Below are 23,794 nucleotides of genomic sequence, written 5' to 3' on the forward strand. Positions count from 1 at the left end.
GCGATCTCCTGACCTATGTCCACGGTCGCGTGAAGTGCGCGCGCTGTGGGAGGGTCTGAATGGATCGGAACGCCTGCTTGTGCTGCGGCGGATCGGATGGTGGCGGCGATTTCGTCCACCCCTTTGGCAACACAAACCGGGGCGCTGCCCGCAACCCGTGTCCATTTCAACGCCACGGCATAATGGGTGGGGTTTACGATCACGACATCCGCACCTGGAACATCTGCCAACATTTGGTTGGTTGCGATTTCCTGTGCACGCTGGCGCCGGTGTTGTTTGACATGGGGGTCGCCCTCGGCATCCTTGGTTTCATCCATGATCTCCTTGCGCGACATACGGTTCTTGCGCATGTGTTCGGCATATAGCCAAAGGAAATCGACAACCCCGATGGCCAGCGCAATTGCGATCACGATGAACAGAAAGCGAAACAGCAGGTTCATCATCAGCAGAATGGATGACTTTGCCGGCGCCGCGCTGGCAGACAGAATCCCGGTTAGGTTGGCTTTCAGAAAAAGCGCAAGGCAGGTGCTGTAGATCAACAGTTTGGTGGTGCTTTTGGCGAACTCGAACAGGCCGCCCCGCCCGAACTTGTTCTTTGCGTTCGAAACCAGAGAGATACGCGAAAGTTTTGGTTTCAATTTGCTTGGGGCAAAGATCAGCGCGCGCTGGGCGATCAAGTTCAGCAGAACAGCCGCCGCAGGAAGGCAGAACAGCAAAGCAACAGGCAGCAGGGCAATTTTCAAAACCCCCGCAACCGGAGCATGCGATGGCCCATCCGTCAGAAGCCGTGCAAATGCGTCGGACTGATCGATCAGGACCATGAACACGGTGCCCATATGCTCGACGGTGTATTGACCGGCTGTAAGAAGGGCGATCAGAAGCCCGGTATATGCCGCCACAACCGACAAGTCGTTGGATTTTGGAACTTCACCTTTCTCGCGCGCTTTCAACAGCTTTTGCGGTGTCGGTTCGTATGACTTGTCGCCGTCGTCATCACCCGCGCTCATCTTTGCGCTCCCATTGGGTTGGTGAAGAAGGCGACCAGCGCGTCCGCCCACACGGGCAGGATCAGCGGTGTGCCGGCGAACAACAGAAACAGCCCGGCGAAGGTGATTGCAGGAGCGCCCACGAAGGCCACCATCAGCTGGGGCATTGCCCGGTTGATGACCCCAAGTGCCAGGTTATAGATCAAAGAGGCGATGACGAACGGCGTTGCCAGTGCAAAAGCCAGCCCAAAGCTGTTGGCGACCTGATGCAATCCCCAGCGCGACACATCCGCGGCTTCGGGTGCCAGCCCTATTGGGAACAGGGCATAACTCTGGATCAGGAACTGCGCGGCCCGGACGTGCAGGTCCATGATTACAGCAAGTGTCAGTCCTGCCAGGGTCAGCAGGTATCCCATGGCGGGGACCGGATCGGCCGCCGCGCCACCCAGCAGTTGCGACAATGACGTGGACTGAGCCGCAACAGACCCCGCGGTTTGCAGTGCAAGAACGAACAGGCGCAAGCCTATCCCCAGGACAAGCCCGATCAGGACTTCGGTGCCGACCAGCCGCACGGTCGCCCAAAGGCTGGGATCAATTCTGACGGGGGGCGCAGCGGGCAGTATGATCAGCGTAAAAGCAACGGAAGCACCAAGCTTTACCCGTGTCGGAATACTGCGCTCACCGAATGCTGGAAGCAGCGAGACAAGAGCGGAGACACGCAGAAACACGACAAAGGCCTGCCAGATTGCTTCGGCCAGCTGCGACAGCATATCTGGCGGCAGGGCAATCACGCTGCAACAGTTCCGACCAAGGCAGGTTTGGCTTCCAGCCCGATTTCTTCGAAGGACAAAACCGGGTTGGAGACGCCGCGGGCCTGCATGACGGTGCGCAGCAACCGACGGCGCCGGGTCGAGGTCACGACGGCCGGAAACAGACCGTTGTCAGCGGATTTGGCGATGGTGCTCACAACTCCGTCGGCCAGTTTGTTGAACACGTTCGGGGGCAGCGCGACATCCATGCCAGTATTTGGGGCGTCGATCTGGTAAGAGGCGAATGTGTCCTCCCACTCCGGGGCCAACTGGATCAGAGGGATCGAACCATCCTCGCGCTTCATGTCCGCGACCAGCTGAAAGCCAAGACGCTGACGCACAAGTTCACAGATGCCTTCGGGCTGGGTTGTGGTCAGCCGCGCTTCGGCGACACTTTCAAGGATCAGCGCCATGTTCCGGATCGACACACGTTCGTCGAGCAGCAGGCGCAGAACAGCGTGCAACGTGTCGATCGGCACTTTGTCGGGGATCAGTTCATCCAGCAGCTTGCGGTTGGCTTCGGCGCGTACCGGGTCGCTCAGGCGGGTCATTTCCGACAGCAGGCGCCGGAGGGATTTTAGTGTCAGCAGGCGCGAGAAGTTCTGTTTGATGATCTCCAGCAGATGAGTGGCAAGAATCTCGGGCGGTGAAACTATGGTGGCACCGCTCAGCGCGGCGTCCTCCTGATCTTTCGGCAGGATCCAGCGCGCCGGTGCACCATAGACCGGCTCGGTCACGTCATTGCCCTCCGGCAGCAGGTCAAACCCGTCCTGCACGAGCGCCAGGATGAGATCGGGATGCAAGACACCGCGTGCCTGTTCGACGCCCTGAACCTTGATCACATACGTTCCGGTCGGAAGGTCGGCGCGGTCGGTCAAGCGGATCTCGGGCAGGATCAGGCCAAAGGTCGACGCCACATAGGTCCGCATATTGGCAATACGGGCGTCCAGCCCGGTGCCAGGGTTCAGAACCATGCTGACCAGATCCGGCGCAAATTCCAGATGGACATCATCCAGGTCCAGGATGTCGCCGATAGCCTGGGATGACGGCGCTGCGGTTTCCGTCGAGGGCAGGTTTGCCGATGCCGCTGCATCTTGCTGCTTTCGGTGAACATTGTAAGCCGCATATCCCAGAATGGCCGCGCCCAGGATGAACGGCAGAAAAGGGAGACCGGGCACCAGAGCGAAAAGGACCATGAGCACCGCGACAGTCGACAATGCTGCGGGGTGGCGACCAAATTGAGAAAAGATGGCGTTGTCTGTGGCCCCTTGCGTGCCGCCCCGTGCCAGCAGCAGGGCAGACGCTATGGAAATGATGACGGCGGGAATTTGGGACACCAACCCGTCGCCGACGGTCAGAATCGCATAGGTTTCGAACGCCGAGGCCACAGGCATACCATGCACGACAACGCCCATGACCAGGCCCATGACAAGGTTCAGCAACGTGATCAGAAGCCCGGCGACAGCGTCACCTTTCACGAATTTCGACGCACCGTCGAGCGAACCGAAGAATGTCGTCTCCTGCTGTTCCAGCTCTCGCCGTTCCTTGGCCTGCTGATGATCGATTGCCCCGGCCGACATGTCGCTGTCGATGGCAAGTTGCTTTCCCGGCATCCCGTCCAAGGCAAAGCGCGCGCCGACTTCGGCCATGCGGGCGGCGCCTTTGGTGATAACCATGAAATTCACGATCAACAGAACGCCGAACACCACCAGGCCAAGAAAAATGCTGCCGCCCATGACGAAACTGGCAAAACCTTCGATCACGTCTCCTGCCGCATTCGGGCCGGTGTGCCCCTGCCCGATGATCAGTTTCGTCGACGACACATTCAGCGACAGGCGCAACATCAAAGACGCCAGCAGAATCGTCGGGAAGGACGAAAAGTCCAGCGGGCGTTCAATGAACAGCGTCAGGGTGAAGATCAGGATGGCCAGCGCAAAGGAGGCCGCCAACCCCACGTCCAGAACCCAGGCTGGCATTGGCAGGATCATCATGACGATGACCGTCATCAGCGCAATCGCCAGCAGGACAGTAGGCGAAAACAGCGACTGGATGTTGACCTTGGGCACGCGAAACTCCTAGTTGAAGGCGATAAACGCGGTTGCGGCGCCTGCGGCTGGCACCAGAGACCCAAGCGCGCCGGTGCGGGGCGAGGCCGTCGGAATGGGGATCAAGGGGAGTCCGGCCCCGGTGAACGGATCCCGAGATGTGGCCGCTACCCGGGTTCGGGGGCCCCCTTCGAGCTGTGCCAGCACGGTTTGAAACCGCTCTTTGTAAGCTTCGGCAAGCGAAGTTGTGCGGGAATGATAAGCCCCTGCTGCCGCGGGCCACGATCCAAGCTCGGCATGGAGTTCATTCAGGAAACGGGCGGCGTAGGTTGCGTTCTCATCTGGATCGAACATCGCGTCGATCGAACGGAAGGCTTTGCCGTGCCAGCGATAATTGATCTGAAAACAGCCGACATCAAAGCTGCGGGCGCCCGATTTGAAGATTTTGAACGCATAGGCCTTGGCTTCGACCTCGGACTTGAACCAGTACCCCTGACCGCCGACGTTGATCGTCCAGGGCCAAGGCTGCAACCGGCCGTCCAGTGTGCGCCCGGTTTCAACCCGCGAGATGGCGCGCAGCACGTCCAGGGGCACGCCTTCGGACAGAGCGGCGCGGCGCGCGGCATGATCGCACAGGTTACCGGTTTTGGCATCCGGCATGGCAAACCCTGCCTGCGCCAAAAGCACATGCATCAACATGAGTAACAGCGGGAACTTCTGATTTGGCATTCTGCCGGTCCGGGATTCTGATCTATCCCGGCCAAGCTAGCCAACGATCGGTTTACAGAGAGTTATCGCCGCTTCAGTTTCGATCTATCCTGCGCCCGAAAACAACGCTGGTATTGGTGCGCAGGACACCGGGAATTTTCGCCAGGTCATCGACCAGAATGTCCAGATCCTCCAGCCTTGGGGCCTCTGCCGACAGCATAAGGTCGAACTCTCCGTTGATCGACAGGCACAGTTTGACTTCGGGGTAGGCTTCGAGCCGCTTGATGATCCGGCTGGTTTCCTTTTGCTGCACTTCAAGCATGACGATGACCTGCACTTTCGGGGTGTCTTCGGTGGACCCGAGGCGCACGGAATATCCTTCGATCAGGCCGCGCTGTTCCATCCGGTTTATTCGCTCGTGCACGGTTGTCCGGGCAACACCCAGCGTGGTCGCAATCTGCGTGGTCGAGGCGCGTGCGTTGGCTTGCAGGGCGGCGATGATGCGACGGTCAAGCTGGTCCATTGGGGCTCTGGTTCGTGGTCGTTCCGGGTTAAGATCAGGTCGAAGCGCCCGCTCAGGGTTCGCGTGGGATGCGCGGGTGCAGATCGTCGATGATGATCGGATGCGCGTGCGGGCCTGAGCCGGCCAGATGCGGGTGATCGGGCGGCAGGTCGGGGTGATCATGGGTGATCGGTTCCTGGTCGAGGCGCGGCCACAGGCCGATTGCACCGACGACGCCCGCCACGGACAGCGTCGCCATGCTGCTGAGTGTGACGGTCGTGCCGAACACGGTCATCAGCCACCCCGCCAGCGGATAAAGAACCAGCCAGCAGCCATGCGACAGGGTAAACTGTGCGGCGAAGACGGCGGGACGATCCTCGGGGTGGGCCGACCTGGTCAAAAGGCGGCCGGAAGGTGTCAGGGTGGTGGAGTATCCGAAACCGGTAAATGCCCACAACGCGGTCAGCAGCCCGAGCGACAGAGGAGCAATTGCGGCCAACATCGCCGCGACGGCCATGGAACCAGTGGCAAAAGCGGCGCCCGCGACCATGACCCGACGGTCCTCGATCCGATCCAGAAGGCGGGGCAAGGTAAAGGCTGCAAGCATCGATCCGCCCCCGAACCCGGCCAGGGCAATGGCCACCGCGCTTTCCGACAGGCCCAGATTGGCGCGCACGATGACCACGGTGTTCACGATCACCATCGAGCTCAGTGCCGCGGCGCTCCAGCTGAGCGCAAGCAGTCCGCGCAACCTGGGTGTTTTCAGATAGATACGTATGCCGCGCGTGGTGCGGTCATAGATACCGCGGGGGCGGCTTGGCTTGGGTGACGGAAGCACGACCGAGACAACCAGCAATGCCGATGCGACAAAACCCAGCGCAGTACCCCAGAACAGGCTGTTGAAGCTGACCAGCAGCAGCAATGCTGCGGCGAACATCGGACTCAGAAGGCTTTCCATGTCGTAGGCCAGGCGTGACAGCGACAAGGCACGCGTGTAGTCAGTTTCGTCTGGCAGAACGTCCGGAATCGTGGCCTGAAAGGCGGGCGTAAAGCCCGCCGACGCCGATTGGAGCACGAAGATCAGCACGTAGATTTGCCAGATTTCGGTCACGAAAGGCAGGCACACTGCAACCGCAGCGCGGATCAGATCCAGCACGACCAACATCTTGCGACGATCCAGACGCTCGGCAAAAGCAGCGGCGAGCGGTGCAACGGTGACGTAAGCCACCATCTTGATCGTCAGTGCCGTGCCAAGGACAAGGCCCGCAGCATTCCCGGCCAGATCAAAGGCGAGCAACCCAAGGGCGACCGTGGCCAGCCCGGTTCCGGTCAGGGCGACGATCTGGGCGGCGAACAGGTGGCGGTAGGTGCGGTGTCTCAGAATACTCAGCATGGCTCAGAGGTACTTTGTAATCGCTTTGAAGTCTTTGATCTCGCCGCCATCGTTGTCAGCGGACAGGCAGTGTTCGATATGATCATGAATCAATGCGCGTTTGGCATTGGTGACGGCCTTTTCTACTGCAAACAACTGTTGGGCGACGTCCGAACAGGGGGCCTGCCCCTCGAGCATGGCAATGACCTTGGCCAAGTGTCCATGGGCCCGCTTCAGCCGGGCCGTGATCTGTGGATGTGACTGGTGGGCGTTGTGCGACATGGCTTATCCATATCCCCCCGATGGGGATATGGTCAAGGATTTGGCGTCGAATGGCCCGCGACTTTCGGACGGCGTTGAGTTTGGGAACCAAACCGCCTATCTCGGGGGCGATATCGCACAAAGGAATAGTCGCGTGGCGAACCATTTGTACAAAAACGATCTGCCGGATGGGCTGGATCTGGGCCCAGTTGTGGCCATTGACTGTGAAACCATGGGGCTGAACCCGCATCGCGACCGCCTGTGCGTGATCCAAATGTCAGGCGGCGACGGAAACAGCCATATCATCCAGGTGGACAAGGGCCAGACCGAAGCCCCGAATCTGAGTGCCATGCTGGAAAACCCCGATGTCCTGAAGCTGTTCCATTTCGGGCGGTTCGACATCGCCGCGATGTACCACACCTTTGGCGCCCTGGCCGCGCCGGTATACTGCACCAAAATCGCCAGCCGGCTGGTGCGTACCTACACCGACCGTCACGGGCTGAAGAACCTGTGCCAGGAACTGATTGGCGTGGATATCTCGAAACAACAGCAGATGAGCGATTGGGGCGCTGAAACCCTGACGGATGCCCAGCTGGACTATGCGGCCTCGGACGTTCTTTATCTGCACCGCCTGCGCGACGAGTTGAACAAGCGGCTGGCGCGCGAGGGCCGGACCGAGATGGCGCAGGCCTGTTTTGATTTCCTGCCGATGCGTGCGAAGCTGGACCTCGCCGGTTGGCCCGAAACGGATATCTTTGCACACTCATGACCGACACCGAAGCATTCCTGAGAACCGCCCGCCAGGTCGTCACTGACGAAGCCCGCGCGTTGGACGTGCTGGCCGACAGCCTTGACGAGCATTTTGCAGAGGCGGTGCATCTGATCCTGAAAGCCACCGGGCGCATAATCATCAGTGGCATCGGAAAATCGGGCCATATCGGCCACAAGATTGCCGCCACTCTGGCCAGTACCGGAACGCCCGCCTATTTCGTGCACCCGGCCGAGGCCAGCCATGGTGATCTGGGCATGGTTTCCAAAGGCGATGTGGTGCTGGCGATTTCGAATTCGGGAGAAGCGCCCGAGCTGGCCAACCTGCTGGCCTTTACGCGCCGCTTTGGCATTCCGCTGATCGGTCTGTCCAGCAAGCCCGAAAGCACGTTGATGAAACAGGCCGATGTACATCTGCTGATCCCGTCGATGGGCGAGGCCTGCGGTTTCGGCATGGTGCCTTCGATCTCGACGACGCTGACCCTTGCCATGGGCGATGCGCTGGCCATTGCGCTGATGAAGTATCGCGACTTCCGCCCCGAGGATTTTCGCGCCTTCCATCCCGGCGGAAAGCTGGGTGCGCGGCTGAGTACGGTGCGTGACCTGATGCATACCGGCGACGCCCTGCCTCTGGTCGCGGCGAACACTCCGATGAGCGACGCGCTGATCGAAATCAGCCAAAAGGGCTTCGGCGTGGCCGGTGTAACGGATGCGCAGGGGCACTTGTCGGGCATCATTACGGACGGTGACTTGCGGCGGCATATGGATGGTCTGCTGGATAAAACGACCGAGCAGGTCATGACCGCCAATCCGACCACTATAACACCGGGCGCATTGGCCGAAGAGGCGGTGGCAATCATGAATGATCGCAAGATCACTTCGCTGTTTGTGGTCGACGAGGCTGCATCCGGGCAGGCGCTGGGTCTTCTGCATATCCACGACTGCTTGCGCGTCGGTCTGGGCTGAGGGAGGCCGAAGTGGACAGGTATTCCCGCATGGTACAGTTCCTGAAGGTTCTGTTGCCGCTGGCGGCCATTCTGATGCTGTCCACAGTGTTCCTGCTGTCCCGCAGCATCGAAACCAACGTATCGGTGCCATTCGCAGAAAAAGACATTGACGAGCGGCTGGCGCAGCAGGTGGTCACACAGCCGAAATATCGTGGGACAACCCGAAAAGGCGAAGATGTCCAGATCGAAGCCATCCAAGCCAAGCAGGGCGGCGAAGACGAAACCCCGACCGCATCCGAATTTCGGGGCCGTCTGGGGCTTCTCAGCGGTGGAACGATATTTCTGGATTCCAATTCAGGTTTGATCCGCCCTGATGAGGGCACGGCAACTTTTGTCGGCGACGTGATGATTACCACTGCCGATGGGCTTCAGGTCACGACTGACCTGCTCAACACGTCGCTGGACGAAATCCGGGGCGACACGCCGGGGCGGGTGAACGGAACCGGGCCGATCGGCAATTTTTCCGCCGGACGCATGACCTTTGGGACTGAAAAAAAGGACGGACCGGTCCATATTGTTTTTACAGACGGCGTGAAGCTGGTATACGAGCCTGAAAAAGCAGAAAGATAACCTGTGTTCGATTTTCGTTTTGTTCCTTTGTGCCTTGCTCTGTTTGCAGGTGCCGTAACCGCGACTGCGCAGGAGGCGCAGGTGGCTTTTGGTTCCGCAAATGCCGACCCGAGCCTTCCGGTCGAGGTCACATCCGAAATATTGAACGTCAACCAGGAGGACGGTTCTGCCGAATTCCTCGGAAATGTCGTCGTCATTCAGGGCGAAATGCGGCTGACCGCTGAACGGGTTCTCGTGATCTACAACGAGGAACGCTCTGCAATTGAACGGATGGAAGCCACTGAGAATGTTGTTCTGGTCAGCCCGCCGGATGCGGCAGAGGGCGATTGGGCAGAATATACGATCGATTCCGGTGTGATCGTCATGAAAGGCAACGTCCTGCTGACGCAAGGCCCCAGCATCATCAGCGGCGACCAGATGAACGCCAATCTGACAACCGGTACAGCGACCATGACCGGGCGCGTCAAGACGATCCTTCAGCAGGGAAACAACTGATGGCGCGACCCGACCTGTCAGTGGCCGAAGGCGATTCCGGGCTGCGAATTGAGAAGCTGCGGAAATCTTACCGTAAGAAAACGGTGATCCGCGATGTCTCGATGACGCTGGACCGGTCCGAAGTCGTTGCCCTGTTGGGACCCAACGGGTCGGGTAAGACCACGACTTTTTATTCCGTGGCAGGGCTTGTTTTCCCGGAGGCCGGTAAAGTCACGATAGATGGCCAGAATGTTACGACGTTGCCGATGTACCGGCGTGCGCGAATGGGCATCGGTTATCTGCCGCAGGAGATGTCCATCTTTCGCGGTATGAGCGTCGAGGACAATATCGCCGCGGTACTGGATATCACGGTTCCTCATGCTCACAGGCGGAAAGAACGGCTGGAAGAGCTGTTGTCGGATTTCTCGATCGAACATCTGCGTCGCGCGCCGGCTCTTGCCCTTTCCGGCGGTGAGCGCCGCCGCGTTGAGATAGCGCGATGTTTGGCCGCAGACCCAAAATATCTTTTGCTGGACGAACCATTTGCGGGTGTTGATCCGATCAGCGTCGGCGATATCCGACATCTGGTTGCCGACCTGAAAAAACGGGGTATCGGTGTGCTCATCACCGACCATAACGTGCGGGAAACGCTGGAAATTGTTGACCGCGCCTATATCCTGCATGACGGGCAGGTTCTGATGTCCGGCACACCTGACGAAGTCGTCGAGAACGAGAATGTCCGCCGTGTCTATCTTGGCGAAAACTTCCGTATTTCATAGGCTTGTTATGGTCTGCGCCGGGTGCATGGCGGAAATCGCGTATATACACACCTGTTTTGATTGACTCTTCCGTCGTCTCTTGCCTCAATTGTCCCATGGCATTTACCCGGTTCCAGTCTGGAGATCGTTGTCCCTTCGTTGAAGGGCTGGAGTTAAGACAACCGCGGAAAGTGTCTCGACCCCCCACCCGATAAAAACAAGTTCGTCGCGTAACGTGACGTCAGAATGGGTGTGAATTGTGAAGGAGATCACATGCGTTACCAAATCAGCGGAAAACAGATCGACATCGGTGCGGCGCTTCAGACTCACGTGCAGACCGAATTGGGCGAGGTTGTGGGTAAATATGCCCAGCGGCCTACCGATGCCAACGTCGTCTTTTCCCGTTCAGCGCATGAATATGTATGCGAAACAACAGTGCACCTGTCCACCGGGCTGACCGCTCAGGCCAAGGCGCATGCAACCGAAATTTATGCGGCGTTCGAGGCATGCTGCGACAAAATGGAAACACAACTGCGGCGCTACAAACGTCGTTTGAAGGACCATCACAAGGATCGGTCCGAGCCGGTTGAACTCTTTGGGGCGTCCTCTTATATCCTCGCCTCTGACGAATCGGACACGGCCGATGAACCCGAATCGCTACAGCCCATGATTGTGGCTGAGATGGAAACAAAGATCCCATCTTTGAGCGTTGGTGAAGCCGTAATGCAAATGGAACTTGCCGGTGCCCCGGTGCTGGTGTTCAGAAATGAGAACAAGGATGGATTGAACGTCGTGTATCGTCGCGAAGACGGTAATATCGGCTGGATTGATCCTTAACAGGCAAGGATACGGGGCGGCACCCGCCGAGGCGGGTGCGGTGCCCATGGAGCGTGATCATGGAGCTTTCGAGCATACTAAAGCCCGAAGCAGTACGTGTACTATCCGCCGCTTCCAGCAAGAAGCGGTTGTTTCAGGAAATCGGCGATGTAGCAGCCGCCAATCTGGGGCTCGACTCGCAGGCCGTCGTCGACTGTCTGCTCGAACGGGAAAGCCTGGGCCCGACCGGCGTGGGGCATGGCGTGGCGCTTCCGCACGCGCGTTTGCCCGAGCTGGATTCGGTTTCTGGCGTATTCGTCATGCTGGAAAAGCCCATCGACTTTGGATCGGTTGATCGTCAACCCGTGGACATTGCCTTTGCACTGTTTGCACCGGAAGAGGCCGGAGTTGATCACCTCAAGGCGCTGGCCCTTGTGTCACGCACGCTGAGGGACACCTCGGTGTGCACCAAGCTTCGGGCGAACCCCGATCCGGTCAAGCTTTATGCGATCCTGACCGAAGCGCAGTCCATGCAAGCAGCGTAATCTGAAAAAAAGCCCCCGAAATCCGGGGGCTTTTTGTCTAAACGGGGATCGGGATCAGCCGCCGGTTCCCATTTCCAGCGTCCACCAGATTTTCCCGCCTTTTTCCTGGTGCCAGGCGAACCCCATCTGCGTGGCCTTGCGGTCCATGATGACGGCTCGCGGTCCGGGTTCCTGCATCCACGCGGCAAGGGTTTCGGTTTCGGTTTCGTAGGTCTCGGAAATGGCTTCACCGAGGAACGTGCCGAAATATCCGACCCGCGCAGCCCGATCGATCGGCGAGGAGCCGTCGGACCCAAAGTGCCAGGGCCGGTTCTGTCTGGCCATGTCCTTGGAATGGGTCGCCGCTGCTGCGTTCAGCTGCGCGTTCAGCTGGACAGGCTGCAATCCCTGGGCCTGGCGCAGGGCATTGACCGAATCAACCATACGGAACTGCAGCTTTTCCGGGTTGCCGCGAATTTTGTAGACCGTGGGCAGCGGGCGACCGTCTGCACCAATGGTCGTAGTGCCGGTGTCTGTACATGCCGCCAGCGCGACAAAGCAAATCAAGAGTAAAGAAACGATACGCGTCATGATCGACCTGGTTATTGTGTCTTTACAGGGCATAGCGCGCCTGACGGCTCTGAGCAAACGCGCAATGGCCCTAACTTGCGTGATTCTGCCGGTTTGATTTGCGACTGAAGCATTCTGGCAATAGAATGTCATAGATTTCAGACCTCATCTAAACACAGGACCCGTTGTCATGGTCAAAAAGCGTATTCATTCGCCCACACGCAGGGGATTTCTGGCAGGGGCCACCGCGACGCTGGCAACCCCGGCACTGGCGCAATATATCCCGGGCGACCCGCTGCGCCCTGCACCCGAGACTGAACCGGCGGTTCGCCGCAACGTATCCGGGTTCCGGGCATTGGATTGGCAACCGTATTTCTCGAACACCAGAAATGGCGCCATATTGGTCGATACCGTCTCAAGAGCGCTGCATTATTGGTCGGATGATCAATCGGTGTACAAATTGTACCCGTCGTCGGTTCCGCTGACCGAAGAACTCACCCGGCGCGGGCGTACCAGCGTGATCAGAAAGGTTGAAGGGCCCAGCTGGTCTCCGACGCCGTCGATGAAAAAACGAAATCCGGAATGGCCGGACTATATTCCTCCGGGGCCGGATAACCCGCTGGGAACACACGCTTTATACCTGAGCTGGAAGTATTACCGCATTCACGGCACGCACGATACGCGTAAAATTGGTCGCAGATCGTCGAATGGATGCATCGGCCTTTTCAACGAAGACATCGCCGAGCTGTTCTCGATGGCGAAGGTCGGCACGCAAGTGTTGCTAATTTGACGACATTTTCGTGTGGGAACCCGCTTAGCGATCAAGTTGCAATTGCATTCCAGCGTCAATGCTGATTAGAAAAAACCACGAGGTAAGTCTTAGATGTGTGGTTCCGGGCATTGGAACTGCGCAAATTCTGGAGGTTAATATGAAGAAACTCGTTCTCGCTGCTGCACTGACTGCTGCCGCTTCGACCGCTTATGCTGGTAACCTGGAAGAGCCGGTTGTTGAAGCACCTGTTGTTGTAGAAGAAACTCAGGGTTCGTCGCAGGGCATCCTGCTGCCGCTGATCCTGCTGGTCGTTGTTGCTGCTGCTGTTGCTGCAAGCTAATCCGACACGGAATTCATGAAAAAGGCGGTGGAGCAATCCACCGCCTTTTTTGTTTTCACAAGGCTGTGCCGGTCAGTCCAGCCAGCCGCGCAAGTTTTCTTCGATCACCGTGCCCAATGCAGCAATGTGCGCCTTATCGTCATTGAGGCATGGAATATAGGTGAAGGTTTCGCCGCCTGCTTCTTCGAAGCTTTCGTTGATCTCTTCGTTGATCTCTTCCAGCGTTTCGATGCAGTCGGCCGAGAATGCCGGTGCGATGACCGCTATGTTCTTTTTGCCCTGCCTGGCCAGATCCGCCACATGATCCACTGTATAGGGTTTCAGCCATTCCTCGGGGCCGAATCGCGACTGGAACGTCGAAACCAGCTGATCATCCGACCATCCCAGCCGTTCCTTCAGCAGCCGTGTCGTCTTGGCGCACTGGCAATGATAGGGGTCACCCTGTTGCAGATACCGTTCCGGCATCCCGTGATACGAGCAGACCAGAATATCGGGTTTTGTCTCAGCAGCTGCATATGCACGTTCAACGGATTGCGCCAAAGCGTCGATATAGGCGGGTTGGTCGAAATAGGCGGGTACGGTTCGCGTGGCGGGCTGCCAGGCCTCATCCATCAGTGCACGAAAGAACTGGTCATTGGCGGTGGCTGTGGTTGCGCCCGCGTATTGTGGGTAAAGCGGGAAGAACAGAATACGGTCACAGCCCGCGGCAACCATCTCGCGCACTTTGGACTTTGTTGAGGGGTTGCCGTAGCGCATACAGAAATCGACCATCACCTGATCCCCGTACCGATCCTGCATCGCGCCGCGCAGCTTGGCGGTCTGGTCCTTGGTGATCGTCATCAGCGGGCTTTCGCCCTTCTCGTGATTCCAGATCGATTTGTAGGCTTCACCCGAACTGAATGGCCGTTTGCTGAGGATGATCCCCTGAAGAATCGGTTGCCATTTCCATTTCGGATAGTCGATGACCCGCTGATCCGACAGAAACTCGTTCAGATAGCGACGCATCGGCCAATAGGTGTAATCGTCCGGTGTACCCAGATTGGCCAGCAAAATGCCAACACGGCCCATCTTGACCTTGGGATGGTCGGCAGGAGCATGAGCGGGACGAGTGGCATCAAACATTTGAGCATTCCTGAGTTTTCGTGTTCCGACCTGAGATAAAGGGATTTGGTTGCGCGTCAATCCGGCAGTTTGCCCTCTTTCGTGCGCAGGGCATCTGCCAGGCGCATTTGGGCTGACCCCGGGCGCAGCGGCTTTGGTTGGCTGTCATCGGGGGACCAGCCGGTCAGGCAAATCAGTTCGAAGGTTGCGGCAAGGCGGCCTGTTTCCGTCGAAAAATGATCCGAATAGACGCGCTGTGTGGCTTCGAACACTCTGCGTCGGGTTGGGCATTTCAACCGGGCAGCCAAAGCGTTGGTCTCACCCATGTCCCTCAGATCGTGCATCAGGTGCCAGATATCGCGGTATTCTGCCGTCAGCGGTACGGCATCGGCCACTGGCAATGCCAGACCGGCCCGCTGCAACAATCCGCCGAGGTCGCGCAGCTCGGCCATGGGGGCGATTCGGGGGCTGAGCCCGCCCGTGATTTCGATTTCGGCCTGACCCAGCGCGGCGCGCAATTCGTGAAGGGTCTCACCCCCAAGGCATAGAACAAGAACCAGCCCATCCGGTTTCAATGCTCTTTTGCATTGGATCAACTGGCCGACCGGGTCATTGGCGCAATGCAGCGCCATCGCATGAATTACCAGATCATGCGCATCGGGTTGCAGCGACAGCACATCGTCATCCGCGACAATGGCGGCATCCGGAAAAACGTCCGCCCAAAGCTGTGGGAAAGGGGTCACAACCGCAGGTGCCGTAAAGGCTCTGTTAACCATGGAGAGCCGATCCTGAACCTCATCGATTGCGGCGCGGTGCAAGAACAAGGCTTCGTCCTTCGCGCGAGCGCGATGATGCAAAATGGCGTTACGGTCGAAAAGAGAGGGTGTGGTGGGCTCGGGCAGTTTCATAGGTCGCAAGTATCGCATTGCGCAGCGGATTCAAACTGCACTTGCATTGATCTATCCGCCCCGTTGCATGGGCTGCGGAGAGTTGACGGAATCCGATTTCGGCCTGTGTGGGGCGTGTTGGCGGGATACGCCGTTTATCGGTGGCACGGTTTGTGAAAGTTGTGGTGTGCCCGTGACCGGAAGTGCAGACAGGTTCCGGACGGAGTGCGACGATTGTCTGAAAACCCCTCCGCCCTGGAAAGCGGGTCGCGCTGCGCTGATGTATGACGGGAAGGCGCGGTCACTTGTTCTGGCATTTAAACATGGTGATCGGACTGAACTGGCCCGCCCCGCTGCACGTTGGCTGGCGCAGGCCGGGCGCGAGCTGCTGCGGCCTGGGATGGTGATTGCTCCGGTGCCGTTGCATTGGTCGCGCCTGCTGAAACGGCGATACAATCAGTCTGCGCTGTTGGCACGCAACCTGGGGCGAGAAACCGGATTGGACTGCGTGCCGGATCTGCTGGTGCGCAAACGGCGGACGCCGGTGTTGGACGGAAAGACCGCGCGGGAAAGGGGCGAGGTCTTGGAAGGCGCAATTGACATCCACCCAAGGCGGGCACTGCAATTGAAGGGGCGCAATGTCCTGCTGGTGGATGATGTGATGACATCCGGCGCGACGCTGGCGGCGTGTACGCGAGCGTGTCAGGCCGCAGGGGCAAATCATATTTTCGTGTTGGCACTGGCGCGCGTTGCCAAGGATGCCTAATTCGCCCAAGATCGCACGAAACCCAAAGGGACCGGAACATGAAGCCCGTAGAAATCTATACCTCGCCGCTCTGTGGTTTTTGCCACGCGGCCAAGCGTCTGCTGAAGCAGAAAGGCGTTGAGTTCAAGGAAGTTGACATTCTGATGCACCCCAAACGCAAACCCGAGATGATCCAGCGCGCAGGCGGCAAACGCACCGTGCCTCAGATTTTCATCGGGTCACAGCATGTGGGCGGCTGCGACGACCTTTACGAGCTGGAGCGGCAAGGCAAACTTGACCGTCTGCTTGCGGCCTGATGAAGACTGCGCTGCTGCAAATCACCTCGACGGATGATCCGGTCAAAAACCTGGACATGGTGCGCGCCATGGCGGCCGACGCGGCAGGGCAGGGTGCGCGGTTTATCCTGACGCCAGAGGTCACGAATTGCGTGTCAAACAGTACGACGCGGCAAAACGAGGTTCTTCAGCACGAAGAAGACGACATCACCTTGGCCGGCCTGCGGGAACAGGCCGCTCGACTGGGCGTGTGGGTATTGATCGGCTCACTGGGGATCAAGACTCATGACGCTGACGGGCGGTTTGCCAACCGGTCTTTCATGATCGATCCGCAAGGTCAGATCGTGGCGCGTTACGACAAGATCCATATGTTCGACGTGCAGGTCACCGAGACCGAGACGTTTCGCGAATCAAAGAACTACCGCCCCGGCCAAAAGGCGGTCATAGCCGAAACCGATTTTGGCAAGGTGGGTTTGACCATCTGTTATGATATCCGGTTTCCATACCTGCATGCGGCTTTGGCGCAGGCAGGCGCGCGCATCCTGACCGTTCCGGCAGCGTTTTCACCTGTTACGGGCGCCGCGCATTGGGAATCGCTGTTGCGGGCCAGGGCGATCGAGACAGGCTGTTGGGTCTTGGCTCCCGCGCAAACGGGGGAACACCCATCAACGCGCGGAAAGACGCGTTTTACCCATGGGCACAGCATGGTCGTCGACCCGTGGGGAAAGGTGCTGATCGACGCAGTTACCGATCCGGGCATTCACATTTTCGATTTGGATGATAGTTCTGTGTCAGAGGCACGCCGCCGCGTGCCGTCGTTGACACATATCCGGTCTTTCACCGGACCCTGACAGAACTGGACAATGACGGAAGACACCAACGCCCTTGCGGTTACGCTGTTCAGCGAGATCCTGACCGCGGATCAGTTGTTGCGCAACCGGCTCAGCCGGGTGCTGCCCAAGGGTATGGAAATTTCGCATTTCTCGGTGCTGAATCATCTGGTTTTCGTCGGCGACGAGCGTAGCCCGGCGCAACTGGCCAATACATTCCACGTGACCCGTGGCGCGATGACCAATACTTTAGCCAAGCTGGAATGGGCCGGATACATCCACATCCGCCCCGACTGGGACGACGCCCGCCGCAAGATGGTGGCGATCAGCCCCGCAGGCCGACGGGCGCGCGATCAGGCGATTTCGTCGATTGCGCCGCTGATCAATCGCGTGGTCGGAGAGCTGGGGCTGGAGCGGGTCCGCAGCACGCTGCCCGTACTGCGGGATTTGCGGTTGCAGTTGGAAGGGGAGTAGGGGCTTAAAGTGTTACTCTACGGCAGCTTCAGGCTCTTGAGGGCACACCACGACTTTAATCTACTCCATAGGCTCATAGCTTTTGCGAATAGGGCAACCACTAACTTTCAAAAGAGAATAAACCCCAAAAGTTCTCCATAAATATTCGCTCGCTAGGGACATCATCATAAAAATGGGTTTCATCAACGTGATGAAGAGAGGAGCCAATAATAACGCAGTTAACGGTATTGGAATTCCCGCAATTTCTTCAATCGCAAGCATGAATACGCTAACCGCAATGAGCGCAAAACATATGCATGCGAGGCCCAACACGCTTCCGATGAGCGGGTTTCGATCATAGAGCGGAAGAAACCACCTAATTGTCCAGTTACTTATCTTTCTCATTGTTGTGTTGAATTCACCCCGGCTTCACGCTCGCTGTCACGTAATTCACGCTCAAGTCCCGATCCGAGATCGACCAGCTCCACAGAATCGGGTTGAACAGGAACCCCTTGCGGTCCACCGGGTCCAGCCCGGCCTGACGCAGCAGGTCGAACAGCTCGTCCGGGGTGATGAACTTGTTCCATTCATGCGTGCCGCGCGGCAGCCAGCGCATGATGACCTCGGCCCCGAAAATCGCCATCGCATAGGATTTCGGGTTGCGGTTGATGGTTGAACAAATCTCCAACCCGCCGGGTTTGAGCAACTGACGCGTGGCGGTCAGATAGGACAGGGGATCAGCCACGTGTTCGACCACTTCCATGTTCAGCACAACATCGAATTGCTCACCGGCAGCGGCCATGTCCTCGGCCGTGGTATGGCGATAGTCGATCTTCAGACCGGACTGTTCCGCGTGAATGCGCGCCACGGGCAGGTTGCCTTCGGCCGCGTCTGCGCCCACGACTTCGGCCCCAAGACGGGCCATGGGTTCGCTCAGCAGCCCGCCGCCGCAGCCGATATCCAGCAGGCGCAGGCCTTCGAACGGCATAGGTGACTTTAGGTCGCGATCGAATTCTCCGGCGATCTGCTGCGTTATATAGTCCAGCCGGCACGGGTTAAGCATGTGCAATGGTTTGAATTTCCCGTGCGGGTCCCACCATTCGGCGGCCATCGCCTCGAATTTTGCGATCTCGGACGGGTCCACCGTGTTCGGATGCGCTTGCATTCCTGTCTCCGTGTGCTCTTTTACGCTTAAGGACTATATAGGGCCATAATGGACAAGTACCCGGACCAAAAGCGCGCAGTTCAATATCTGTACCCGCCGATCGATCCTTTCGACCAGCGGATGGTCGATATGGGCGATGGGCACCGTATTTATGTGGAACAATGCGGAAATCCTGACGGCATACCCGTCGTGATCCTGCACGGGGGGCCGGGTGGTGGGTGCAGCCCGGCCATGAGGCGATACTTCGATCCACAGGCCTACAGGGTGATTCTGTTTGACCAGCGCGGATGTGGCCGGTCGCGCCCTGCCGCCTCGGTCGAAGACAACACGACGTGGCATCTGGTGGCCGACATAGAGCGGCTGCGCAAACTCTTCGAGATCGAAGAATGGATCGCTTTTGGCGGAAGCTGGGGGGCGACTCTGGCGTTGATCTATGCGCAGACCCATCCCGACCGGGTCAGTCGGTTGGTGTTGCGCGGGGTGTTCCTTGCGACTCAGGCCGAGCTTGACTGGTTTTACGGCGGTGGTGCCGGGCGGTTCTGGCCCGAGCAATGGCAGAAATTCACCTCGCTGCTGCCCGAGGTTGAACTGGACGACACCATTGCCGCCTATAACAAGCGTCTGTTTTCGGGCGACCGCGCGACAGAGATCCTGTATGCGCGGGCCTGGTCGCATTGGGAAAACGCGCTGGCCTCGATCCACACCAACGGATCGGTTGGCGAAAGCCCCGGCGAATACGCGCGCACCTTTGCGCGGCTCGAGAATCATTATTTCACCAACAAGGCGTTTCTGGAAACGGACGGGCAGATTCTGGATCAGATGGACCGGATCGCGCATATCCCCGGCCATATCGTGCAGGGGCGCTATGACATGATCTGCCCGCCGCAGGCCGCGTGGTCGCTGGCGGAACGCTGGCCGAATGCCGAGCTGAAGATGGTTCGTCAGGCGGGGCACGCCCTGTCCGAGCCGGGCATCAGCGCGGAACTGGTGCGGATCATGGACCGTGTGGCGGAGGGTGTCGCATGACCCGCATCGATCGCCGTGCTCTCTTTGCCTCTGGTGCCGCTGCCGCATTGCTGGCGGCGACAGGAGCATCCCTTGCCGGTACGCCCAAGAAAGGCGGGACATTGCGTCTGGCCGTTCCGCGTGATGACAGCCTCGAGCAAGTGGCGCGTGGGGCCGTTTTCGACACAATGACCGAAATCGCCCCGGATGGTACGTTGCGCGGTGAGCTTGCGACCGGCTGGCAAACCGACGCCGACGCACGGGTCTGGAACTTTGATCTGCGTGATGATGCGGTCTTTCACGATGGCGAACCGTTGCAGATTGCCGTTGTCCTGGCCGTTCTGGCCGAAATCGGAAGGCCCGAGGCCCTTGCCCCCAACCGCCTGCGGCTTGAACTTGCCGAGGCAAATCCCGGATTGCCTTTCCTGTTGGCCGACAGCCGCTTTGTCGTTGCGCGCGCCGGTGAAACCGTATCCCCGTTGCGCAAGGCCAACGGCACCGGCTGCTATCGTGTCGAACGGGCAGAAGATGGCCGCCATTTTCTGGGCCGCCGTGTCGAAGGGCATTACAAAGAGGGTCAGGCCGGATGGGCTGACGCGTTTGAGGTCATTGTAATCCCGGACCCTGCCGTGCGGGCCGAGGCGCTGCGGGACGGGTATGTCGATATCGCGGCGCTTCCGGATCGGGCCGGAATGCGAGGCACACGCGGTGTCCGGTTCCACCCGTCCGAGGCCGACATGGCCCTTGCCGTATCGGATGCTGTCGGGATGCCGCGGCAGATTGCCGGGAACGGTGCGCTGGACGATGGTCGCATCGCCGAACGGTGGTGGATGGTGTAAATCCGAATGCGAATCCCTCGGGGGGTTGCAGACTCGGGCCATCCTGCGTATATGCAGTTTCAACAGCGGCGCGTTGGACTTCTGGTCCAAGGCTCCACCGGAAAATTCGACGGGCCGCGCGCCCGTTTTTTTGTGCCCGACTGACAGGGTAGAGTACCAGATGACAAACGACCTGATAGCAAAAGCTGCCATTGACCGGCGACTGGCCGAGATCATCACCCCCGTGATCGAGGATCTGGGGTATGAGCTGGTCCGCATCCGCCTGATGAGCGGCAAGCAGACCACGCTTCAGATCATGGCCGACAAGCCCGATGGCGGCATTGAAGTGGATGACTGCGCCGAAATTTCCAACGCGGTCAGCGCCACGCTGGATGTCGAGGATCCGATCCTTGATGCCTATACATTGGAAGTGTCCAGCCCGGGCATCGACCGCCCTCTGACCCGTCTCAAGGATTTCGAGACCTTCGAAGGGTACGAGGCCAAGATCGAGACCGCCGAACTGATTGACGGCCGCCGACGCTTCAAGGGCGAATTGGCCGGGATCGAAGGGGATGAGGTTCTGATCAACATCCCCGAGGGGGATGAAACCATCACCATCGGTCTGCAATTCGATTGGCTGAGCGACGCCAAGCTGGTCCTGACCGATGATCTGATCAAGGAAATGCTGCGCCAGCGCAAAGACGCCGGTGCCCTGAACGAAAACGCTTTCGACGAGATTGAGACCGAAGGGTCCGAAGAGGAGACGAACTGATGGCAATCACCTCAGCCAACCAGCTGGAGCTGCTGCAGACCGCCGAGGCCGTGGCCCGCGAAAAGATGATCGACCCCGGTCTGGTTGTCGAAGCGATGGAGGAATCGCTCGCCCGTGCTGCCAAGAGCCGCTACGGCGCCGAGATGGACATTCGCGTGTCCATCGACCGCAAGACTGGCAAGGCGACCTTTACCCGCGTGCGCACCGTGGTCGAGGATGAAGAGCTTGAGAACTATCAGGCCGAAATGACCGTCGAGCAGGCCAAGCAGTACATGGAAGCGCCCGAGGTTGGTGACGTCTTCGTCGAAGAGGTTCCGCCGGTTGAGATGGGCCGGATCGCGGCGCAATCCGCCAAACAGGTGATTTTGCAGAAGGTTCGCGAAGCCGAGCGTGATCGTCAGTACGAAGAATTCAAGGATCGCGCGGGCACCATCATCAACGGTGCGGTCAAGCGTGAAGAGTTTGGCAATGTCATCGTCGATCTGGGCGGTGCCGAGGCGGTTCTGCGCCGCAACGACAAGATCGGCCGCGAAAGCTATCGCCCGAATGACCGGGTGCGCGCCTATATCAAAGAGGTTCGCCGCGAAGTGCGTGGCCATCAGATCTTCCTGTCGCGCACCGCGCCGGAATTCATGGCCGAGCTGTTCAAGATGGAAGTGCCGGAAATCTATGACGGCATCATCGAGGTCAAGGCCGTGGCCCGTGACCCCGGTTCGCGCGCCAAGATCGCGGTGATCTCGTATGACGGCTCGATCGATCCTGTCGGGGCCTGCGTTGGTATGCGCGGCAGCCGTGTGCAGGCGGTTGTGAACGAGCTTCAGGGTGAAAAGATCGACATCATCCCGTGGAACGAAGATCAGCCAACCTTCCTGGTGAATGCGCTGCAACCCGCCGAAGTTTCCAAGGTGGTTCTGGACGAAGAAGCCGGCAAGATCGAGGTCGTCGTGCCCGAAGAACAATTGTCGCTGGCCATCGGTCGACGCGGTCAGAACGTGCGTCTGGCCAGCCAGTTGACCGGTCTGGACATCGACATCATGACCGAGGCCGAAGAATCGGCCCGCCGTCAGAAGGAATTCGAAGCCCGTACCAAACTGTTCATGGACAGCCTGGATCTGGACGAATTCTTTGCACAGCTGCTGGTCTCGGAAGGCTTCACCAACCTCGAAGAGGTTGCCTATGTCGAGATCGAGGAACTGCTGGTCATCGACGGCGTTGACGAAGGTACCGCGCAGGAACTGCAAACCCGCGCCCGCGAATTCCTGGAAGCACAGGCCAAGGCGGCACTGGATGCGGCGCGTGAATTGGGGGCCGAGGACAGTCTCATTGAATTCGAAGGTCTGACACCCCAGATGGTAGAGGCGCTGGCCAGGGACGACGTGAAGACTCTGGAAGACTTTGCAACTTGCGCTGACTGGGAACTGGCCGGTGGCTGGACGACCGTCGATGGTGAGCGTGTCAAGGATGACGGTGTATTGGAGCCTTTCGGTGTAACGCTGGAAGAGGCGCAAGATATGGTCATGACGGCGCGAATCCTGCTGGGTTGGGTTGATCCGGCCGAGCTGGAACAGGCGGAAGAAGACGTCGACGGCGACGCGGCAGACGAGGAGGTCGAGGCCTGATCTCGGGCTTCGGGTGGCGTGTATGAGTCGCGGTGGCGCCCATAAGGATCGGTCCGACGGACCCGAGCGCAAGTGCATCGCCACGGGCGAGGTTCAGCCTAAATATGGCTTGATCCGCTTTGTGACGGGGCCGGACGGCCAGGTCTTTCCGGATGTCGCGGCGAAACTGCCGGGGCGGGGCGTTTATGTGGCGGCGGATCGTGCCGCGCTGGACAAGGCCGTTGGCAAGAAACTGTTTGCGCGGGGGTTCAAGGCGCAGGTGACCGTGCCTCAGGACCTGGCGGCAGAGGTTGAAAAACAGATCGCGCGCCGCGTGATTGAGTTGCTCAGTCTGGCGCGCAAGTCCGGCGACGCGGTTGCCGGGTATGAAAAGGTCAAGACGTGGCTGGACCGGGAAGAGGCGCAGGTGCTGATTCAGGCCGCTGATGGATCGGGGCGCGGCAAGTCCAAACTGAGCACGCCGCACTTCGGGAAATACATAGGTTGGCTGACGGCAGACGAATTAGGACAGGCATTTGGGCGCCAAACGGTGATTCATGCGGCCTTGGCCTCTGGCGGACTCGCCAAACGTGTTGTAGAGGAAGCGCAGCGCCTGCGTGGCTTGCGCGAAACGGATGACGGCGGCAGGGGCCGCGCGGAAGGGTAAAGAGCTTTATGAGCGATAATGACGGCAAAAAGACATTGGGTCTTCGTGGCGGGGCACGCCCCGGAAATGTGAAACAGAGTTTCAGCCACGGACGCACCAAGAATGTCGTGGTGGAAACCAAACGCAAACGCGTGGTGGTTCCCAAGCCGGGCGCAGCAAAGCCGGGTGGCGGTGC

General features: G+C 59.0%; 30 protein-coding genes. 19 read left to right on the forward strand and 11 right to left on the reverse strand.

Translation table 11 applies throughout. The features are described 5' to 3' along the window. The 7 genes from flhB to AC2FNN_RS17265 all read right to left on the reverse strand — a co-directional run. Positions 1-1,007, reverse strand: a 1,007-nt coding sequence (flhB, locus tag AC2FNN_RS17235) for a flagellar type III secretion system protein FlhB (protein WP_496759731.1), incomplete at its 3' end; no start/stop codon positions are given. After that, positions 1,004-1,777 carry a flagellar biosynthetic protein FliR gene (locus AC2FNN_RS17240; protein WP_496759733.1) on the reverse strand — a complete coding sequence of 258 codons (774 nt, stop codon included), beginning with the start codon at positions 1,775-1,777 and terminating at the stop codon, positions 1,004-1,006. The genes flhB and AC2FNN_RS17240, both read right to left, overlap by 4 nt. Continuing rightward, a complete protein-coding gene (flhA, locus tag AC2FNN_RS17245) occupies positions 1,774-3,801 on the reverse strand; it encodes a flagellar biosynthesis protein FlhA (protein ID WP_496759752.1) in 2,028 nt (675 codons plus the stop codon). Before flhA ends, AC2FNN_RS17240 begins: the two co-directional genes overlap by 4 nt. A gap of 69 nt (positions 3,802-3,870) precedes the next feature. Continuing rightward, positions 3,871-4,569: a transglycosylase SLT domain-containing protein gene (locus AC2FNN_RS17250; protein WP_496759734.1), complete on the reverse strand. Its 699-nt coding sequence runs from the start codon at positions 4,567-4,569 to the stop codon at positions 3,871-3,873. 73 nt (positions 4,570-4,642) lie between these two features. Further along, positions 4,643-5,071: an Lrp/AsnC family transcriptional regulator gene (locus tag AC2FNN_RS17255; protein WP_152459759.1), complete on the reverse strand. Its 429-nt coding sequence runs from the start codon at positions 5,069-5,071 to the stop codon at positions 4,643-4,645. Positions 5,072-5,123: 52 nt separating this feature from the next. Beyond that, positions 5,124-6,443, reverse strand: coding sequence for an MFS transporter (locus tag AC2FNN_RS17260; protein ID WP_496759736.1), 1,320 nt, complete (start codon positions 6,441-6,443; stop codon positions 5,124-5,126). 3 nt (positions 6,444-6,446) lie between these two features. Next, the gene (locus tag AC2FNN_RS17265; protein WP_496759737.1) at positions 6,447-6,704 is read right to left on the reverse strand and encodes a metal-sensing transcriptional repressor; all 258 of its coding nucleotides are present in this window, start codon (positions 6,702-6,704) and stop codon (positions 6,447-6,449) included. A 133-nt stretch (positions 6,705-6,837) separates the two neighbouring features. Here AC2FNN_RS17265 and AC2FNN_RS17270 point away from each other — a divergent pair, with 133 nt between their 5' ends. The 7 genes from AC2FNN_RS17270 (at position 6,838) to ptsN (ending at position 11,621) form a co-directional block, all read left to right on the forward strand. Continuing rightward, on the forward strand, positions 6,838-7,452 hold the full coding sequence (locus AC2FNN_RS17270; RefSeq protein ID WP_152459762.1) for a ribonuclease D: 615 nt from the start codon (positions 6,838-6,840) through the stop codon (positions 7,450-7,452). Further along, positions 7,449-8,417 (forward strand): KpsF/GutQ family sugar-phosphate isomerase, encoded by a 969-nt coding sequence (locus tag AC2FNN_RS17275; RefSeq protein WP_171120156.1) that lies wholly within the window; start codon positions 7,449-7,451, stop codon positions 8,415-8,417. Before AC2FNN_RS17270 ends, AC2FNN_RS17275 begins: the two co-directional genes overlap by 4 nt. A gap of 11 nt (positions 8,418-8,428) precedes the next feature. Then, on the forward strand, positions 8,429-9,028 hold the full coding sequence (locus AC2FNN_RS17280) for an LPS export ABC transporter periplasmic protein LptC (RefSeq protein WP_496759738.1): 600 nt from the start codon (positions 8,429-8,431) through the stop codon (positions 9,026-9,028). A gap of 3 nt (positions 9,029-9,031) precedes the next feature. Continuing rightward, positions 9,032-9,523 (forward strand): LptA/OstA family protein, encoded by a 492-nt coding sequence (locus AC2FNN_RS17285; RefSeq protein ID WP_152459765.1) that lies wholly within the window; start codon positions 9,032-9,034, stop codon positions 9,521-9,523. After that, the gene (gene lptB, locus AC2FNN_RS17290) at positions 9,523-10,281 is read left to right on the forward strand and encodes an LPS export ABC transporter ATP-binding protein (protein WP_496759739.1); all 759 of its coding nucleotides are present in this window, start codon (positions 9,523-9,525) and stop codon (positions 10,279-10,281) included. The genes AC2FNN_RS17285 and lptB overlap by 1 nt, the downstream gene beginning before the upstream one ends. A gap of 252 nt (positions 10,282-10,533) precedes the next feature. Then, positions 10,534-11,097: a ribosome hibernation-promoting factor, HPF/YfiA family gene (hpf, locus tag AC2FNN_RS17295; protein WP_117870967.1), complete on the forward strand. Its 564-nt coding sequence runs from the start codon at positions 10,534-10,536 to the stop codon at positions 11,095-11,097. A gap of 59 nt (positions 11,098-11,156) precedes the next feature. Beyond that, entirely contained in the window at positions 11,157-11,621 is a 465-nt protein-coding gene (gene ptsN / locus AC2FNN_RS17300) for a PTS IIA-like nitrogen regulatory protein PtsN (protein WP_117872900.1), read from the forward strand. A gap of 54 nt (positions 11,622-11,675) precedes the next feature. Here ptsN and dalA read toward each other — a convergent pair whose 3' ends face one another. Further along, the gene (gene dalA, locus AC2FNN_RS17305; protein ID WP_496759740.1) at positions 11,676-12,191 is read right to left on the reverse strand and encodes a divisome-associated lipoprotein DalA; all 516 of its coding nucleotides are present in this window, start codon (positions 12,189-12,191) and stop codon (positions 11,676-11,678) included. A gap of 169 nt (positions 12,192-12,360) precedes the next feature. Here dalA and AC2FNN_RS17310 point away from each other — a divergent pair, with 169 nt between their 5' ends. Both AC2FNN_RS17310 and AC2FNN_RS17315 read left to right on the forward strand, forming a co-directional pair. After that, complete coding sequence (locus AC2FNN_RS17310; protein ID WP_480507212.1) at positions 12,361-12,960, forward strand: L,D-transpeptidase; 600 nt, start codon at positions 12,361-12,363, stop codon at positions 12,958-12,960. Positions 12,961-13,099: 139 nt separating this feature from the next. Continuing rightward, positions 13,100-13,282: a hypothetical protein gene (locus AC2FNN_RS17315; protein WP_117870963.1), complete on the forward strand. Its 183-nt coding sequence runs from the start codon at positions 13,100-13,102 to the stop codon at positions 13,280-13,282. A 72-nt stretch (positions 13,283-13,354) separates the two neighbouring features. Here the strand turns inward: AC2FNN_RS17315 and hemH are convergent, their stop codons facing one another. Together hemH and AC2FNN_RS17325 are read right to left on the reverse strand one after the other, a co-directional pair. Beyond that, the gene (hemH, locus tag AC2FNN_RS17320) at positions 13,355-14,404 is read right to left on the reverse strand and encodes a ferrochelatase (RefSeq protein WP_496759741.1); all 1,050 of its coding nucleotides are present in this window, start codon (positions 14,402-14,404) and stop codon (positions 13,355-13,357) included. Positions 14,405-14,460: 56 nt separating this feature from the next. Continuing rightward, complete coding sequence (locus AC2FNN_RS17325) at positions 14,461-15,291, reverse strand: methyltransferase domain-containing protein (protein ID WP_496759742.1); 831 nt, start codon at positions 15,289-15,291, stop codon at positions 14,461-14,463. Here AC2FNN_RS17325 and AC2FNN_RS17330 point away from each other — a divergent pair. From AC2FNN_RS17330 to AC2FNN_RS17345, 4 genes are read left to right on the forward strand one after another with little or no spacing between them, the layout of a single operon-like run. Next, a complete protein-coding gene (locus AC2FNN_RS17330) occupies positions 15,242-16,036 on the forward strand; it encodes a double zinc ribbon domain-containing protein (protein ID WP_496759743.1) in 795 nt (264 codons plus the stop codon). The two genes, AC2FNN_RS17325 and AC2FNN_RS17330, sit on opposite strands and share 50 nt — an antisense overlap. A gap of 38 nt (positions 16,037-16,074) precedes the next feature. Then, complete coding sequence (gene grxC, locus AC2FNN_RS17335) at positions 16,075-16,332, forward strand: glutaredoxin 3 (protein ID WP_224857906.1); 258 nt, start codon at positions 16,075-16,077, stop codon at positions 16,330-16,332. Then, positions 16,332-17,162, forward strand: coding sequence for a carbon-nitrogen hydrolase family protein (locus tag AC2FNN_RS17340; protein ID WP_496759744.1), 831 nt, complete (start codon positions 16,332-16,334; stop codon positions 17,160-17,162). The genes grxC and AC2FNN_RS17340 overlap by 1 nt, the downstream gene beginning before the upstream one ends. A gap of 12 nt (positions 17,163-17,174) precedes the next feature. Further along, complete coding sequence (locus AC2FNN_RS17345; protein ID WP_171724127.1) at positions 17,175-17,615, forward strand: MarR family winged helix-turn-helix transcriptional regulator; 441 nt, start codon at positions 17,175-17,177, stop codon at positions 17,613-17,615. Positions 17,616-18,012: 397 nt separating this feature from the next. On the opposite strand, the gene ubiG is transcribed toward AC2FNN_RS17345, so the two are convergent. Further along, a complete protein-coding gene (gene ubiG / locus AC2FNN_RS17350) occupies positions 18,013-18,759 on the reverse strand; it encodes a bifunctional 2-polyprenyl-6-hydroxyphenol methylase/3-demethylubiquinol 3-O-methyltransferase UbiG (protein ID WP_496759745.1) in 747 nt (248 codons plus the stop codon). Between the two features lie 48 nt (positions 18,760-18,807). Between ubiG and pip the strand changes: the two genes are divergently transcribed. From pip to AC2FNN_RS17380, 6 genes are all read left to right on the forward strand, one after another. Beyond that, entirely contained in the window at positions 18,808-19,785 is a 978-nt protein-coding gene (gene pip, locus AC2FNN_RS17355; protein WP_496759747.1) for a prolyl aminopeptidase, read from the forward strand. Further along, positions 19,782-20,603 (forward strand): ABC transporter substrate-binding protein, encoded by an 822-nt coding sequence (locus AC2FNN_RS17360; protein WP_496759748.1) that lies wholly within the window; start codon positions 19,782-19,784, stop codon positions 20,601-20,603. Before pip ends, AC2FNN_RS17360 begins: the two co-directional genes overlap by 4 nt. Before the next feature lie 160 nt (positions 20,604-20,763). Next, positions 20,764-21,354 carry a ribosome maturation factor RimP gene (gene rimP / locus AC2FNN_RS17365; protein ID WP_152459779.1) on the forward strand — a complete coding sequence of 197 codons (591 nt, stop codon included), beginning with the start codon at positions 20,764-20,766 and terminating at the stop codon, positions 21,352-21,354. After that, positions 21,354-22,973, forward strand: coding sequence for a transcription termination factor NusA (gene nusA, locus AC2FNN_RS17370; protein ID WP_171120181.1), 1,620 nt, complete (start codon positions 21,354-21,356; stop codon positions 22,971-22,973). The genes rimP and nusA overlap by 1 nt, the downstream gene beginning before the upstream one ends. A gap of 22 nt (positions 22,974-22,995) precedes the next feature. Further along, positions 22,996-23,619 (forward strand): RNA-binding protein, encoded by a 624-nt coding sequence (locus tag AC2FNN_RS17375; RefSeq protein ID WP_496759750.1) that lies wholly within the window; start codon positions 22,996-22,998, stop codon positions 23,617-23,619. Positions 23,620-23,627: 8 nt separating this feature from the next. Further along, positions 23,628-23,794: translation initiation factor IF-2 associated domain-containing protein (locus tag AC2FNN_RS17380; protein WP_496759753.1), on the forward strand; the 167-nt coding region annotated here is incomplete at its 3' end.

The sequence above is a fragment of the Ruegeria sp. BHSA118 genome (genome assembly GCF_059613405.1).